At 39.9% G+C, this 16,527-nt stretch carries 12 protein-coding genes and 2 tRNA genes; all 14 read left to right on the forward strand.

The genetic code is table 11. From position 1 onward, the window contains the following. Nucleotides 1-80 precede the first annotated feature (80 nt). The 14 genes from ACSSVW_RS04030 (at nucleotide 81) to ACSSVW_RS04095 (ending at nucleotide 16,496) form a co-directional block, all read left to right on the forward strand. Entirely contained in the window at nucleotides 81-1,436 is a 1,356-nt protein-coding gene (locus ACSSVW_RS04030; RefSeq protein ID WP_065978464.1) for an MATE family efflux transporter, read from the forward strand. A gap of 28 nt (nucleotides 1,437-1,464) precedes the next feature. Continuing rightward, nucleotides 1,465-2,433, forward strand: a complete 969-nt coding sequence (locus ACSSVW_RS04035) for a DUF3080 family protein (RefSeq protein ID WP_454178893.1) — start codon at nucleotides 1,465-1,467, stop codon at nucleotides 2,431-2,433. Between the two features lie 113 nt (nucleotides 2,434-2,546). Then, a tRNA-Val gene (locus ACSSVW_RS04040) sits at nucleotides 2,547-2,623 on the forward strand. Between the two features lie 26 nt (nucleotides 2,624-2,649). Beyond that, nucleotides 2,650-2,726: transfer RNA gene (locus ACSSVW_RS04045), tRNA-Val, on the forward strand. Between the two features lie 468 nt (nucleotides 2,727-3,194). Continuing rightward, nucleotides 3,195-6,167, forward strand: coding sequence for a TonB-dependent receptor (locus tag ACSSVW_RS04050; RefSeq protein ID WP_075593519.1), 2,973 nt, complete (start codon nucleotides 3,195-3,197; stop codon nucleotides 6,165-6,167). Nucleotides 6,168-6,368: 201 nt separating this feature from the next. Then, entirely contained in the window at nucleotides 6,369-7,895 is a 1,527-nt protein-coding gene (locus ACSSVW_RS04055; RefSeq protein ID WP_454178894.1) for a tryptophan halogenase family protein, read from the forward strand. A gap of 9 nt (nucleotides 7,896-7,904) precedes the next feature. Continuing rightward, complete coding sequence (locus tag ACSSVW_RS04060) at nucleotides 7,905-9,392, forward strand: tryptophan halogenase family protein (protein WP_454178895.1); 1,488 nt, start codon at nucleotides 7,905-7,907, stop codon at nucleotides 9,390-9,392. A gap of 356 nt (nucleotides 9,393-9,748) precedes the next feature. Further along, entirely contained in the window at nucleotides 9,749-11,077 is a 1,329-nt protein-coding gene (locus ACSSVW_RS04065; RefSeq protein WP_421418336.1) for a GH1 family beta-glucosidase, read from the forward strand. A gap of 17 nt (nucleotides 11,078-11,094) precedes the next feature. Further along, nucleotides 11,095-12,627, forward strand: a complete 1,533-nt coding sequence (locus ACSSVW_RS04070) for an MFS transporter (RefSeq protein ID WP_454178896.1) — start codon at nucleotides 11,095-11,097, stop codon at nucleotides 12,625-12,627. Nucleotides 12,628-12,661: 34 nt separating this feature from the next. Then, on the forward strand, nucleotides 12,662-13,663 hold the full coding sequence (locus tag ACSSVW_RS04075) for a LacI family DNA-binding transcriptional regulator (RefSeq protein ID WP_304635183.1): 1,002 nt from the start codon (nucleotides 12,662-12,664) through the stop codon (nucleotides 13,661-13,663). 110 nt (nucleotides 13,664-13,773) lie between these two features. Next, nucleotides 13,774-14,178 carry a MerR family transcriptional regulator gene (locus ACSSVW_RS04080; RefSeq protein ID WP_454178897.1) on the forward strand — a complete coding sequence of 135 codons (405 nt, stop codon included), beginning with the start codon at nucleotides 13,774-13,776 and terminating at the stop codon, nucleotides 14,176-14,178. Between the two features lie 152 nt (nucleotides 14,179-14,330). Further along, nucleotides 14,331-15,026 carry a DUF4336 domain-containing protein gene (locus ACSSVW_RS04085; RefSeq protein WP_075593515.1) on the forward strand — a complete coding sequence of 232 codons (696 nt, stop codon included), beginning with the start codon at nucleotides 14,331-14,333 and terminating at the stop codon, nucleotides 15,024-15,026. A gap of 166 nt (nucleotides 15,027-15,192) precedes the next feature. After that, on the forward strand, nucleotides 15,193-15,534 hold the full coding sequence (locus ACSSVW_RS04090; RefSeq protein WP_454178898.1) for a hypothetical protein: 342 nt from the start codon (nucleotides 15,193-15,195) through the stop codon (nucleotides 15,532-15,534). 191 nt (nucleotides 15,535-15,725) lie between these two features. After that, nucleotides 15,726-16,496, forward strand: a complete 771-nt coding sequence (locus ACSSVW_RS04095) for a class I SAM-dependent methyltransferase (RefSeq protein WP_074989380.1) — start codon at nucleotides 15,726-15,728, stop codon at nucleotides 16,494-16,496. Nucleotides 16,497-16,527: the final 31 nt, after the last annotated feature.

The raw sequence follows: 16,527 nt of genomic DNA on the forward strand, positions 1-16,527 counted from the left end.
TTCGCAAAATACATATCTGCGATTTTTATTGATCTTTGAATAGATTACAATGACAACCTGTTTTTTTAGTTGTGTATTTTATGTCTTTTTGTAGTTGGGAAGCCAAACGGTTAATTTCTTTAGCCATCCCTGTATTTTTGGCGCAAGTGACCCTGATATTAATGACGGTTGTTGATACCGTAATGGCAGGACAAGTGAGTGCAACAGATCTGGCTGCTTTATCAATCGCAACAGGTATTTGGAACCCCTTAATGTTAGCGCTTCAAGGTATCCTGCTTGCACTGACGGGAATTATTGCGCAGTTTTCGGGCTCAAATGACAAACACGGCATAAGCCATTATTTTCAACAAGGCCTATATTTAGCGCTGGTGCTTAGTGTCATTGGCTTAGGGCTTGCTACTTTAGCTGACAGTATTCTCTCTCATTTAAATACAACAGCGGCGATTACAACGCTCGCTGAACAGTATATACATTTTGTAAAATGGGGCATTTTTGGCTTTTTACTCTTTAGTGTTTATCGCAATATCACTGAGGGTATGGGCATGACCAAACCTGCTTTTTACATAAGCTTAATTGGCTTAGCCGTTAATATTCCTGCTAACTACGTGTTTATACACGGTCATTTAGGTTTTAATGCGTATGGCGGTGCAGGCTGTGGTATTGCAACCGCGTTAGTCTTTACGGCGATGGCTATCACACAAATGATATACTGCCATTTTGATAAAAAAATTAATGCGAAGGCGTTATTAGCGAATTTCTCGTTACCACAGCCTGCCACTATGTGGGCAATCACTAAAGTCGGCATTCCTATTTCACTGGCCACATTTTTCGAAGTGACACTGTTTGCTTGTATTCCGCTGTTTATTGCACATTTAGGTGCTGTTGCTGTCGCAGGCCATCAAATAGCGGCGAGTGTAACCACTTTACTTTTCATGATGCCGTTGAGTTTATCTATAGCTATTAGTATTCGTATTGGTAATTTGTTTGGACAACAGCATTTCAAACAATTAAGAAGTGCGGTGAGTACAAGCTATATTTTAGCCGCTATTATTGCCTTTTTATTGGCGAGTGTGACTTTCTTTGCGCGAGATATTATTAGCCAACTGTACTCAGATAATCCTGAGGTTTTAGCGCTTGCCTCATCAATCATGGTACTTGCCTGTATTTACCAATTACCTGATGCATTACAAGTTTCTGCCAATGGAATTTTACGTGGTTTAAAGTATACCGCCCCAATTGGTTATATTACCTTCGTGTCGTATTGGTTGATCGGTTTTGCACTTGGATTCGTACTTGCTCGTACAGATTTAATTGTGCCAGCGATGGGGCCTCATGGGTTTTGGATAGGTATTATCGTTGGCCTCAGTGCTGCGGCCATCATGTTGATGTACACAGTTCATAGGCGATTTAACTATGCACCTTTTCAGCAAAACTAAGTCTTTATTTAAGCTCACAGTGTGTGCTGTGAGCCTTGTACTATTTGGTTGCTCACCCTCAGCCAGTGATATAAACAAAACATATGCCGAAAGGCTCAATAATGTTCTTGCATTTAAAGAATTTGAACTCACTAAACCCGCGCGCATTGAGCCCGTTCATTTTGATATCGTTTCAGGCAGCGCTCACACCATTGGCATGTTAGAACTTGCGCAGTTACGTCAATGTGAACTCGCAACGTTAATTGCAGAGCATAATAATCAATTAGGTAAAACAGCCACTGCTGCGGGTGTGCTTAGCTATCAAATTGAATTTATTCAAGCCGCTGAAAAGTGCTTAGATACCCTATCGCCTGACAATCCGCTGTATACAAAAATTGCCCAAGCTTCTGAGCAAAAACAACAAACGCTCCCGCAGTATTTTGAAGCAATGATAACTAACGAAAGAGAATTCAAAGTTATTTGGCAACTTACGTCATCTAACTTAGATGAACACACGGCAGGCTTCACAGAAACCGAGCACGCTATGAGCATGTTCGCGATGTTAAACGAACAAATTAAAACCGGTGACATTAGTGAAATTGATACAGCGTCGCTTATAAACGCGTTAGAAGTATTAAATAAGTTTAAATACAACACCTTATTAGTGTCTGCCGTAAGAACACAAATTCATTATAATGAGCAACTCACAACGTTATTGCAGCAATATGAAATAGACGCACTCTGCCCTGTTAACAAAAATAAACAGAAAGCACAAAAGCTCAGTAATATTTTTAAAAAGTTTTATTTAGAGCAGTTACAACCCTATCAATCATTCTTAACGGGTAAACTCGAGTCACTGCTACCTTTATACGAAAAAATATGGCAAGACCCAACGTTAGGTCATTATGTTGATAGCAGCCATGAAGGCAACATTCTTACACAGCTTAAATTTTCAGCAAAACAACACGTTACTTGGTGGCAAAACTTTTATAAGCAGTGTGAAATTAGTCCATTATGAATAAAAAAACAGCACTTAACACAAAAATAGCTAAAGCAGCTTGATTCAAGAAACCAGTCGCTATATATTAGCCACCGTTGTTTAGCCAATTAAACAACCGCTAAAATCAAAATACAACCGTAGCTCAGTTGGTTAGAGCACTACCTTGACATGGTAGGGGTCGGTGGTTCGAATCCACTCGGTTGTACCACGATTTATTGGATATTTCTTTATTGTACGACCGTAGCTCAGTTGGTTAGAGCACTACCTTGACATGGTAGGGGTCGGTGGTTCGAATCCACTCGGTCGTACCAATTAATTCTCTCCAAAATTTTTACATAAAAATAATTAGCCCAGTGGCTTAAAGCACACCCACTCTTAATTATATCTCCCCTAGCACTGTTGGTTATATCACGCTCACTGCTCCTAGCCCACGCCAGATACTGCAAGCTTTAAGCGTGTCGTAGAATAATTAAAAATCGCAATGACTCTGTTAGTTACCGCACTTATTTATTATTTAATTACTACATGAAGTAAACGGTAATAATGAAAACGAATTAATAAATAACGGTAAATGGCTTGTGTTATTTTTTAATCAATTTTTTAAATCAACTGTTGACGTAAACGAAAATTAGCACTACCCTTTTCTGGAAGCGCTTTCAGAAGCGTTTTCTTTTTCGTTATTTATGGTAGCGCTTCCATATTTATGAAAAGGCATATTTAGACAACAATAGCATGCACTTGCTGCGTGAATAACAATGATAAAGAACGAGGGAAACCTAATGTCAAGCCATAACTTTAAAAGAACAAAGTTAGCAACTAGCTTATCTTTGCTCTTAGGTGCAAGTACCTGTTTACCGGCCTTCGCAGAACAAACTGAACACAACAGCGACATTGAAGTTATTCAAGTTACTGGTTTTAAAGGTAGTATAAAAGAATCAACGCAACTAAAACGCTACTCTTCCGGTGTTGTGGATGCAATATCGTCTGAAGATATTGGTAAATTCCCAGACACGAATCTAGCAGAATCATTACAACGCATTACGGGTGTATCAATTGATAGAAGTAATGGTGAAGGCTCGAAGGTTACTGTGCGTGGTTTTGGTCCTGATTATAATATGGTTACCCTCAATGGCCGTACTATGCCAGCAGCTTCCTTACCAGCGGGAGGAGGAACACCTAACTCAAGAGCTTATGACTTTGCAAACTTAGCCTCTGAAAGTGTTAAATCAGTCGAAGTTTATAAAACAGGTAAAGCAAGCATTGCTTCAGGTGGAATTGGTGCAGCAATCAACATTAATACAACTCGCCCATTAGATAACCCTGGTTTAATTGCAAACGTGGGTGTAAAAGCAATGCACGATACAACAAATCGTGTTGCTGATGATATCACTCCAGAGATATCAGGTATTTTTAGTTGGACTGATGCCGATGCCAAATTTGGCGCATCACTCACCGCGAGTATGCAAAAACGTGATAGCTCTGCAACGGGTGCATTTGTCAACGAATGGCGAACAACAGCATACGATGGAACAATTCCACAAGCAGCTGATGACATTATTGTTGAGAACGCCCCTGCTATGGGCCAGTATTATTCAATGCCATCTGATCTTCGCTATACAATTGCGGACCGCGAAAGAACACGTACGAACGCTCAATTAACTTTACAATATAGTCCCGTCGAATCATTAACAGCAACACTTGATTATACCTATTCGCAACAAGACTTATATGAAGCACGCGCAGAGCAGTCAATATGGATGGATAACTATAAAACCCACCTAATATTTGACGATAATGCCGTAAAAACGCCTATTTATTACCAAGAAGAGCGTCGTGATTTATCAACTCGAGATATAGGTTTGGCTCTACAAGAGTTAAATCAAGTAAATAAAAATGACTCTATCGGCCTAAACCTTGAGTACTTTTTTAATGATCAACTCAGCTTTGTTTTTGACGCACATAGCTCAAAAGCAACAAGTGAACCCGATGCCCCCTACGGCAGCTGGGTAAATGCGGGATTAGGTGCCAATATAGTTGCAGGCCAGCAAGTTGACTTTAGCCGCGATCTTCCTTCGATGGTTATCAATTTTGATGATTGCTCGCGCACTAACCTAAACTGCAGTGGTGCTTTGGAACAAAGCGATGTAGGTACTTCTATTCTTGATAGTAACTTTGCTCGTCAAGAATCAACGGTCGATGAATTCCGATTACTCGGTAAATATGAAATAGAAACGGGCGTGATTGACTTCGGCATTGAGTCTCGTTCAATGGAAAGTCATTCATTACAATCTCTTACTCGAAACACAATGGGTAACTGGGGTATCGAAAACCCAGGGGAACTTCCTGATGGTTATTTAAACCCGACTAATTTTTTAAATGAATTTGATGACTACGATACCTCAGGATCATTTGATCAAGGGTTTACTGGCAGTGCATCTGAAATTGGTTATTGGGCTGCACAACAGTACGGTTTTAACTTTGCTGCTGACGGTGCATTCGCGACCAACCGAACAATAAAAGAAGAAATTAAAGCAGCCTTTGTACAATATAAACATCAAGGTGAAATAGGTGATATGCCATTCAACCTATTAGTGGGTGCGCGTTACGAAACCACAGATGTCACATCAACTGCTAATATTGATTTACCTAATGCTGTTGCATGGGAAGGCAATAATGACTTCAATGTGCGTTATGGTACAGATAAACAAGATTACTCTCTCAGTTCTGACTACAACCATTTTTTACCGAGTATCGATTTCGATATAAACGTGGTTGATGATGTAAAAGTGAGAGCATCATACAGCACCACGATCGCCCGCCCTACTTATGATAATTTAAGTTCTGCAGCGACTGTCGGCGTACCTACAGGTCCAAAACTTATTCCGGGAACAACGAATGCACCAGCATCAACAGGTAACCCGGGGTTAGTCCCGCTTGAGTCTGACAATTTTGATGTGTCTGTTGAATGGTATTACAGTGATGTTAGTTATGTATCTGTTGGTTATTACAATAAAAAAGTCGACAACTTTATTGGTTTAACACCCATGACACAAAACTACTATGACTTACGTGATGTCTCAGCTGGCCCTCGTGCACAAGCGGCCATTGCTGAATTACAAGCCAGAGGACTTGCAATAACAGATTCAAACCTATTCCAAATGGTGGCTGCAATGGAAAATGGGGTTGAATTTGACTCAATGAGCTACGAAGAATTCGAAGCCGCATATGATATATTGCCTAATGGTGACGATCCGTTAATGGAATTTACAGCTCAAGTGCCAACCAACAATAAAGACGCCAAAATAGACGGGTATGAATTAGCGATTCAGCACTTCTTCGGTGACTCTGGGTTTGGTGTTCAAGCCAACTACACCATTGTAAATGGCGATATTGATTTTAACGTTGCAGCAGATCCCACAACAACACAATTTGCATTAGTCGGTTTAAGTGATACAGCAAATATCATAGCCATGTACGAAAATGATAAATTCCAAGCGCGTATTGCCTATAACTGGCGAGATAAGTTCTTAAACAGTGCTGCACGATATGTTAACGAACCAGCATTCACAGAAGAATATTATCAAGTCGATTTTAATGTGGCATATAACTACAGTGAAAAAATGTCTTTCTTTATAGAAGGGATTAACATCACAGAACAAAATAGCCGCCAGCATGGTCGCTACAAAGCACAGTTATGGAATTTAGAACAAAATGGCGCGCGTTATAATGTCGGTATGCGCTATAACTTCTAGATACTATCTCTTATCGTGATGCATTTTTAGCCAGTCTCTTGATGCACAAACACCGTACGTGTTTCAGTGTGGACCGCTGGTTAATTATTGCTCATGGTAATGAGAATTAGCTTTGTTGTCAGAGGCATATTTAGCTGAACCCTTTTTATGCCCGCAAGCCGTTCCTTGTTTGGAGCGGCTTTTATTATTTAAAGTAATGCTATGAATACACACATAAATAACATAGTCATCGTGGGTGGTGGCGCCGCAGGTTGGTTAACAGAGGGATTACTGGCAAGCGAACACCCTGATAAAAACATAACGTTAATCGAGTCAGTTAATATTGGGATCTCTGGGGTTGGAGAAGGCACATGGCCGTCGATGCGAAACACACTGCAACGCATCGGTATTAAAGAAACTGACTTTTTACGTCATTGTGACGCCTCGTTTAAACAAGGTTCTAAATTTATTAACTGGCAGACAGAATTAGAAGGCGATAATTACTATCACCCTTTTATGGTGCCTCAAGGCTATACCGAATGTGATATTCATGCGGCATGGCAATACCTATCCCCTGCGCATAAATACGCTGACACTGTAAACATGCAAAGCTTTGTTTGTCAGGCCGCTCTCGCCCCAAAGCAAGCCCAAACACCTGATTATGCAGCTGTTACAAATTATGGATACCACCTTGATGCACATAAGTTTGCTCACTTTTTAGCGCATCATTGTGTTAACAAGCTTAATGTAAAACACATTGTTGATGATGTACTGAATGCAAATAATGATAGTCATGGCTATATTCAAAGCGTAAATACGCTCAGTAACGCAGCTATTTCTGGGGATTTATTTATTGATTGCTCAGGTAGTGCAGGCTTATTAATTGCAAAGCACTACCAAATAGAGTACTTAAATCAGAATCACATTTTATTCAATAATTGCGCCGTCACGACCCACCTTCCCTATCAAGATCCACACGATAATATCGCGTCAGCAACGTTATCCACTGCGCAACAAGCAGGCTGGATATGGGATATTGGATTACCTACTCGACGCGGCATAGGATACACATTCAGTGATAAATATTGTGACGAAGCAACGGCAATAAAGACCTTAAAACACTATGCAGAGCAATCTATTGGCTCCAAACTAGCGGAGCAACTTGATACTCGGACCCTGCGCTTTACACCAGGATACAGAAAAGAGTTTTGGCATAAAAACTGTGTCGCTGTTGGTATGTCACAAGGCTTTATTGAGCCCTTGGAAGCGTCAGCTTTAGCGATGGTGGAGCTAAGTATTAGTATGCTAAGCGAGCAAATGCCGTCAAACCGCCAACATATGACTTTATTAAGCGCACGTTTTAATGAGCGCTTTAACTACCGCTGGCAAAAAGTCATCGAGTTCTTAAAACTCCATTATGTGCTTAGCAAACGCAATGATAGCCCATACTGGCTCGATAACCGCCAAACGAATACAATTCCAACCGCGTTACAGAAATTACTCGAATTATGGTGTTATCAACCGCCAAGTCGGTTTGACTTAATTGAAAATGAAGAAGTATTCCCTTCGGCTAGTTATCAATATGTGCTTTATGGCATGGGTTTTCACACCCGTTTACCCGCTCATATGAGCACAAAACAGCAAGAATTTGCGCAGCAACTGTGTAAGCTAAATCGAGAGCGGATTGGGCACTACTTAAAAAATTTACCTAGCAACCGCTTATTACTCCAACAACTATTAGCTAAGTAAGGGTTAAGAATGACAAATCACTTTACCAAACATGTCGTTATTGCTGGGGGCGGTACCGCCGGTTGGATGGCCGCAGCTGCGTTAGCTAAATTATTAGGCAATGAAATAACCATCACTTTAATTGAATCTGATGAAATTGGGACTGTCGGTGTCGGCGAGGCAACAATCCCCCCTATTCGCACCTTTCATAAGTTACTGGGTATAGATGAACAGCGCTTCATGACACAAACACAGGCGACTTTTAAACTCGGGATCAGTTTTGAAAATTGGCACAAACCAAACAGTGACTATATTCACTCGTTTGGCATGACAGGCAAAGAGTGCTGGGCTGGCGAATTCCATCACTTTTGGTTACATGCTCAAAATCAAGGTGTTAAAGATGATTTTGGCGACTATTGTTACGAATTGCAGGCTGCAAAACACGGAAAATTTGGCTTCAACAAGCAAAACCCAATCAACTATGCCTTTCATTTGGATGCCAATCGCTATGCTTTATTTTTACGAGATTTTGCTGAACAACACAGCGTAAAACGCATAGAAGGAAAGATAGAGCACATCAACAAATCTGCAACGAATGGCTTCATTGAAAGTGTCACGTTAAAAAATGGCACCACCGTTTCGGGGGATTTTTTTATTGATTGCACTGGCTTTAAAGGCTTACTTATAGAGCAAGCCTTGCATACAGGCTTTGAAGACTGGTCACACTTATTACCGTGTGATAGCGCTGTCGCTTTACAAACAACGGGCTCAGATGAAATTCTCCCGTATACACGGTCAATCGCGCACCAATCGGGCTGGCAGTGGCAAATACCATTACAAAACCGTACAGGTAATGGCTTAGTGTATTGCAGTCGCTATTTGACTGATGCGGATGCCACACACCTATTACTCAACAATATTAGTGGCGAGATTTTAACAGACCCAAAAGTCATAAAATTTAAAACGGGGCGTCGTCTAAAAGGCTGGAATAAAAACTGCCTCGCTTTGGGTCTCGCAAGTGGCTTCTTAGAGCCTCTCGAGTCAACCAGTATTCACCTTATTATGACCGGTATAATCCGCTTTATACGATTATTCCCGTTCACCCATATCAGCCAACATGCAATTGATGAATACAACAAACAATTAAAATCTGAACTCGAGAGCATTCGTGATTTTATCGTGCTGCACTACAGGGTAACCGACCGCGACGATAGTGAATTTTGGCGTCATTGCAAAACAATGGAGATCACTCAAACACTCAGCCATAAAATTGCATTATTTAAACAAACAGGGCGCGTTTTTTTAGATGACGGTGACATATTTCGCGTTGATTCATGGGTGCAGGTAATGCTTGGTCAAGGAATAAAGCCACAGCAATATCATCATGTAGCCAGCTTAATGAGTGAACAAGAATTAATGCAGTTTTTACACGGTATTAAACAGCAAATAGCACATCGCCTTGCGCAATTGCCTAACCATAAAGAGTTTGTAAGTAAGTATTGCTCACAGAACAATTAGTGTATTGACTGATTGCCACGCACTTTTTAGGCTCATATCGCATAGAGTCTGTATGCTGTGTCAGTACTCATACCTCGTTAAATATGTTTGGTAAGTATACGCGTTTTATAAGGTCATACTATTACAGCGAGTGTCAGCAGAGATGTGGAATTATTAATCGTTTTTTCTTTTATAAAGCAAGCAGTAACACTTGCTTTATTGTTTTTTAAAATGCAAAAAACACCGTATTAAACCCGTTATTAAAATAAACTATTGACCATAACCAAATTAGTCTCTAACCTAAATATGGAAGCGCTTTCAGTAGAAAAGAATTAGTCACCATTTAACTTGCAATTGTTCACCAAAGGTTTCTTTAAATGACTCAGCTCACGTTACCAAAAAACTCACCTATGCTTAGCAAAGACTTTATCTATGGCGTCGCTACGGCTTCATTTCAAATTGAAGGTTCTGCGGATAAGCGCCTCCCCTGCATCTGGGACACTTTTTGCGCAACCCCAGGAAAAATCGCCGATAATTCGAATGGTGAACGTGCGTGTGAACATGTCATAAAATGGCGTGAAGATATTGCTCTCATTGACTCTTTGGGAGTGGATGCTTATCGCCTCTCAATTTCTTGGCCACGAGTCATAACCTTAGACGGCACTTTAAATCATGATGGTGTAAAGTTTTATACCGATATACTAGATGAGTTAGCACGTCGCAATATAAAAGCCTTTGTGACGCTTTACCATTGGGATTTACCGCAACACTTGGAAGACAAAGGAGGATGGTTAAATCGAGAAACCGCCTTTGAATTTGAACGCTATGTCGATTTAATAAGTAAAGCATTTGGTGATAAGGTTTATTCATATGCGACATTGAATGAACCTTTCTGTAGTTCATACTTAGGCTATGAAATTGGTGTTCATGCTCCTGGAATAAAAGGCCGTGAATTTGGCCGAAAAGCAGCGCATCACCTATTACTTGCCCATGGATTAGCCATGAAGGTCCTGAATAAAAATAGCCCACACGCGCTCAATGGAATTGTACTTAACTTCACCCCTTGTTACCCAGTTACTCAAAGTGATGCCGATTTAGCTGCCACAGCATTTGCTGATGACTATATAAATCAATGGTACATGAAACCGGTAATGACCGGAGCATACCCTGACATTATAGAGCAGTTACCTGAGGCTCATAAACCTGACATATTACCAGGGGATATGGAAACAATTGCTCAACCACTTGATTTTTTGGGTGTCAATTTTTACACGCGATTACACTATCAAGCGAGCGAAACTGATTATTATGAAGAAATGCCTCACCAAGCACCAATGACCGATATTGGCTGGGAGATATACCCAAAAGCGCTCACTGAATTATTAGTATCGCTGCATGAAAAATACCAGCTACCTCCTGTTTTTATTACTGAAAATGGGGCAGCTATGGATGACAAGATGATTAATTCAGAGGTTCATGATCAAGATAGAATTGATTATTATAATAGCCACTTAAATGCTGTGAACGACGCAATGGAGCAAGGTGTTACTGTCTCGGGGTATTTTGCATGGAGCTTAATGGATAATTTTGAATGGGCAGAAGGATACTCAAAACGTTTCGGTATTGTTTATGTCGACTATGTAACCCAGCAACGTGTTATTAAAGACAGTGGCAACGCATACAGTCACTTAATTAAAAACCGCTAATAATAAAGATACCAATAATGATAAAAAACACTCTGCCCTTACATGAAAAAATAGGCTACGCAATGGGTGATGCGGGCGCCAACTTAGTGTGGCGTGGCGCATTAGCCTACTTAGCCGTTTTTTATACTGACACGTTTGGTATTTCAGCGTCTGCCGCTGCCCTCCTTTTTCTAGTCGTACGTTTATCCGATGGTGTCACCGATATCATTATGGGAATGATAGCTGACCGCACGCAAACGCGACTAGGAAAATTTCGTCCTTGGATTTTGTGGTCGACGCCTTTTTTAGCGTTATTCATGGTACTGTGCTTTACCACCCCCAACATTAGCCCAGTCGCAAAACTAATATACGCCTACTTTACTTATATCGGACTCACATTAGCTTACACAGTAAGTAATGTCCCTTATTCAGCTTTAATGGGAGTCATGACAGGGGATGACCTAGAGCGGGCAAAACTCTCTGGATTCCGTTTTGCTGGAGCATTCACTGGTGGACTATTAGTGATGGGTTTTTTACCGGATTTAGTTGCTTACTTTGGCCAAGGAAACAGTGCGCAAGGTTATCAATACACTATGTATTTATTCGCTGCTTTACTCACAATACTCATGCTGATCACCTTTGCCAGTACGAAAGAGCGCGTTCAACCCGCTTTAAAAAAACAGACCTCATTAAAATATGAGTTATTAGATTTAAGTAAGAGCTTACCTTTTATAGTGCTTCCATTATTAGCAACTACGTTGTTTTTTTATTATCGTGAACTTTATTCAGGCCTTTTCTTTGCAGTAACAATGGGCTTAATGACAATTGTCATTCGTAAATTGCTGTCTCAAGATCACAGTAAACTCAGTGGCTCTCAGCAGGATATAGTGGACTTATTAACCAATAAACCTTGGCTTATATTATTAGGCATGGGCTTTTTAACCATGATGTTTAATGGCATAAAGTACGGTGTGATTGCCTATTACTTTAAATATTATGTGGGTAATGAGCTGATGGCCGGACAATATTTTATTGCCTTGTTAGTTGTCTCTATCTTTGGGGCTTTACTAACGGCGAAGCTGGCTGAAATATTTGGAAAACGCACTTTATTTATTCTTTCATTAATTCTAAGCGCCCTGTTTACAATTGCCTTTTTCTGGCTACCAAGTGACAACATCCCGCTGATCTTTGCTCTTGGTTGTAGTGCCGAATTCTTTGCAGCCATGATGCCTACCCTGTTTTTCTCGATGCTCGGTGATAGTGCTGATTATTCTGAGTGGAAAAATAACCGCCGTGCTACTGGCCTTATTTATTCTGCAGGTACATTTGTGCAAAAGACAGGCGGTGGATTCGCCGGTGCGCTTGTTTTAGTCGTACTCGCGGGCTACGGCTATAACGGTATGGATGAAACAACAATCGCTCAATCTTTAGAAGGTATGAAATTGCTTATGAGCTGGTTACCCGCAGCGTTTGCACTTTTAGCGGCCGCACTCATGCTCTTATATCCATTAACCACTGAGATGACAGAAAAAATTACAGAAGACTTGGCAATTAGACGTGCAAGTCTGTAAATTAATCTACAAAGGTATTTATTAAATTATCATTATGGCAACTATTTATCAGGTCTCTGAGCTTGCGGGTGTTTCTCTTTCAACCGTCTCTCGCGTGTTGAATGAAAACGACTATGTAAGTAAAAAAACAAAACAAAAAGTGCTTGATGCAATGAAACAGCTAGGCTATCAGCCTAACTCTATTGCTCGTTCTCTTGCTTCAAACTGTTCAAATAGTGTTGGCGTGTTAGTCTCAGAGCTCGACGGTCCGTTCTTTGGAGAAATGATGTCTGCCATTGAAGCCCAACTAAGAGCGGCAGGTAAGCATGTCATAATCACGCCGGGGCACAGTGAAGAAGACAAAGAAAAAAATGGTTTAGAATTTTTGATCTCTCGAAACTGTGACGCCATTATTGCCCATGTTGAGGCTGTTACTGATGATTATTTAGTTGAGCTAAATAAAGGAAAAACCCCTATTTTCTTAATCAGCCGATATGTTGAGCAAATGAAAGAAAACTGCATAAGCCTTGATAATGTCATGGGAGGCTATTTAGCAACCAAGCACCTACTAGACTTAGGGCACCGCGATATAACTTACATAGCAGGGCCCTTGTTTAAGCCAGATGCAGCGGACCGTCTGACAGGGCATAAAAAGGCTCTAAACGAATACAATATCCATTTTGATGAGCAATCTCTGTATGTTGGCGATTTTAAGGAAACGGGCGGATACAATGGTTTAAAGCATTTTTTTGAAAACAAAAAGCAATTTACTGCCATCGTGTGTGCTAATGACGAAATGGCGTCGGGCGTGATGAAATGTGCGCGAGAACATAATTTTGAACTTCCTAAAGATCTCGCAATTGTTGGCTTCGATAATGTTCATTTTACAAGTTATTTGTACCCTACTCTCACGACGATTGACAATCCCGTTGAACAAATGGGGAAAATGGCCGCTAATTTAGTTTTAAGAGATATTTATAAACAAAATCGTGCCGATATAGAACATATCTTTTCGCCCAATCTTATGATGCGAGACTCAACGCCAAGGTCAAATTAACGGTAACCCCTTGAGAGTATTATCTAATATAAATAAGTAGAGCGTTGACAACGTCTTCGTTTCTACTTGTTACATTCAACTAATATCTAAATATGATAAAGGAGATGTTGGTGTTTATTGGTGAAGTATCAAAGAAGACACAATTAACTGTCAAAACAATCCGATTTTATGAAGAAAAAGGTCTCATACCAGTACCTCTAAGACAAGGAAAGTACCGTGTCTACACAGACGATCACGTTGAAATATTAAAGCTAATTTCTGAAGCTAAAACCCTAGGCGTCACATTGTCTGAACTTAAGGGATTAATTAAATTTAAGGATTCAAAGGCTAACTGGTCAGAAATTAGTGAGTTTTTAGTGATACTAAAAGAACGTCTAACAGAGCAAATAAACGCAACCGCAGCAAAAATTGCCAAAATAGATTCATGTATCAGTATAATCAATCAGCAAACACCTCTTGACTCTCCCCTTAACGTGAGAGTGTATGATGGACAAAAGGTCGCGATTACGAAATAAATCAAATCATTTTAAACAAACTGCTTATCCGTTTACTAATCGGTTAGTTTTTGAATTGGTATGTTTTTGAATAGATAAATTCGCTTTGTAGCCTACTCTTTCAGGCCCTTGCCTGCGTTGTTTATAAGTGATTTCTAACTATAAGGAATGACATGGAAAATTTAGCAAAAAACCTTTGGATCTTTAATGGCAAAAGTGTCACGTTTTTAGGCTTACCCTTTTCTACGCGTATGACCATAATAAAGCTTTCTAATAATGAGTTGTGGGTACACAGCCCTATCGAATTAACAGAGGCTTTGCAGCAGCAAGTAGATAGCTTAGGAAAAGTAACGTTTTTAATTGCACCTAACCACCTTCATCACTTGTTTTTACCACAATGGATAGATGCATACAGCGACGCTAAAGTTTATGGCACGCAAGAGCTTATAAAGAAACGCAATGACATTTCATTCAACGCATCATTAAATAATGAAACGTCATACCCTTGGTCACACGACATTGCACAGATATTATTCACCGGTTCAGCATTAATGGAGGAATGTGTCTTCTTTCATAAGCAATCTAACACCCTAATAGTCACCGATTTGGTTGAAAACTTTTCGGGTAACGATTTTAACTTTTGGCAAAAATGGCTGGCTAAAGGCGCAGGTATTTTAGCGCCAAAGGGAAAAACGCCGATAGACTGGCGCTTAAGCTTTATGTTTAATAAAACACAAGCGAGTAAACATATTAGAAAGATATTTGCCTGGGAGGCAGATATGCTAATTATGGCGCATGGTGAAATAATTAAGAAAGACGCAACAGACTTTTTGCGACAATCTTTTAACTGGTTGGTAAAAAATAAATAACCGCAGCTACCCGTAATGTAATTTTACCAAGACCCCATACAAGTACATTAATATTTCACATTATAAATATTTGCTAATAAACACTCTTTATAATGAAAGCCTATTGACTCTCCACCACAGGGGAGACTTTAAAATAACAATTATTTTCTATCCATGAGAGGTAATTGTGAAAAATATTATATTAGTAAATGGCAATCCTAAAAAGAACAGCTTTTCATCGAGTATTACTGATAAATATGCACAGGCAGCACGCAAGTCCGCGAACATTCGTATTGTTAATCTACCCGAAATGGATTTTGATCCAAATTTAATGTGTGGTTATGATGATGACCAACCGCTTGCGCCATGTTTAAAGAAATTTAGCAAATCTCTTCATTGGGCTTATTTGATCGCGCATTTTTACCGGGCTCAACTTTTAAATTTTAAAATAGCAACTTACTCGCGACTCAACTCCTCAAAGGGAAAACTGCAAGAGTCATTCTTACAATGGACACACCCGCAGAGCTAGCTGCAGAATACGCTCAGTCATATTATGTGACGATGCCCAAAAACAACACTGGCTTAATGATTTTATAAAACGGGGTTCACACTGTGACTAAAGGCTTATATTAAAAAGTACAGGCTATTATACTCTATGCTTAGCGTTGCTCTTATGAGGGAGCCCCGCTAAATATTCGCATATATTTAAACGGAATAATGATGGATTATATTAAAATTAATAAAGAGGCATGGAACAACAAGACCCCATTGCACATCGCATCAAAATTTTACAATCTCCCCGCATTTATAGAAGGCCAAACGTCACTAAACCCCATAGAACTTTCACTTTTGGGTGATGTTAAAGGGAAGTCACTTCTGCATTTACAATGTCACTTTGGCCAAGATACTTTGTCTTGGGCAAGGTTGGGGGCTAATGTAACTGGCGTTGACTTATCATCAACGGCTATCGAACAGGCAAATAAACTCAAAGACTCTCTTGCTTTAAATGCGCATTTCATTGAAAGTGATATTTACCAGTTCGGTCAGTTCAATGATACACAATACGATATTGTATTCACGTCTTATGGGGTACTTAGCTGGCTGCCAAATTTAGATAACTGGGCACAGGTTATTGCCGATGCTTTGAAGGCTGGTGGTGAATTCTACTTAATTGAATTTCATCCTTTTCAAGGACTTTTTGATGGCTACAGTTACTTTCCTAAATCAACACCTGATATTGAAGAGGAAGGAACATACACCGAAAACTGCGATGGCACGAAATCCAAAACAGTCAGTTGGAGTCATTCAATAAGTGAAGTAATCAGCTCATTACTAAAAGCGGGATTAAGTATAGAAGCATACGATGAATACCCTTTCAGCCCTTATGATTGCTTTGATGGCCTAGAATATATTCCCCACGCTGGTTATCAACTATTACATAACGGGCAACAGGTTCCATTGGTTTTTTCAATCAAAGCCCGTAAGCGCTAATTAAATCTAGATAATTTTTAACAGAGGTATA

Source organism: Pseudoalteromonas sp. MBR-15 (assembly GCF_053628915.1).

Bases quoted from the DNA above. Each gene is read 5' to 3' on its own strand.
- ACSSVW_RS04055 (WP_454178894.1), top strand. From the start codon at position 6,369: ATGAATACACACATAAATAACATAGTCATCGTGGGTGGTGGCGCCGCA.
- ACSSVW_RS04060 (WP_454178895.1), top strand. From the start codon at position 7,905: ATGACAAATCACTTTACCAAACATGTCGTTATTGCTGGGGGCGGTACC.
- ACSSVW_RS04085 (WP_075593515.1), top strand. From the start codon at position 14,331: ATGGAAAATTTAGCAAAAAACCTTTGGATCTTTAATGGCAAAAGTGTC.
- ACSSVW_RS04075 (WP_304635183.1), top strand. From the start codon at position 12,662: ATGGCAACTATTTATCAGGTCTCTGAGCTTGCGGGTGTTTCTCTTTCA.
- ACSSVW_RS04095 (WP_074989380.1), top strand. From the start codon at position 15,726: ATGGATTATATTAAAATTAATAAAGAGGCATGGAACAACAAGACCCCA.
- ACSSVW_RS04065 (WP_421418336.1), top strand. From the start codon at position 9,749: ATGACTCAGCTCACGTTACCAAAAAACTCACCTATGCTTAGCAAAGAC.
- ACSSVW_RS04070 (WP_454178896.1), top strand. From the start codon at position 11,095: ATGATAAAAAACACTCTGCCCTTACATGAAAAAATAGGCTACGCAATG.
- ACSSVW_RS04030 (WP_065978464.1), top strand. From the start codon at position 81: ATGTCTTTTTGTAGTTGGGAAGCCAAACGGTTAATTTCTTTAGCCATC.
- ACSSVW_RS04050 (WP_075593519.1), top strand. From the start codon at position 3,195: ATGTCAAGCCATAACTTTAAAAGAACAAAGTTAGCAACTAGCTTATCT.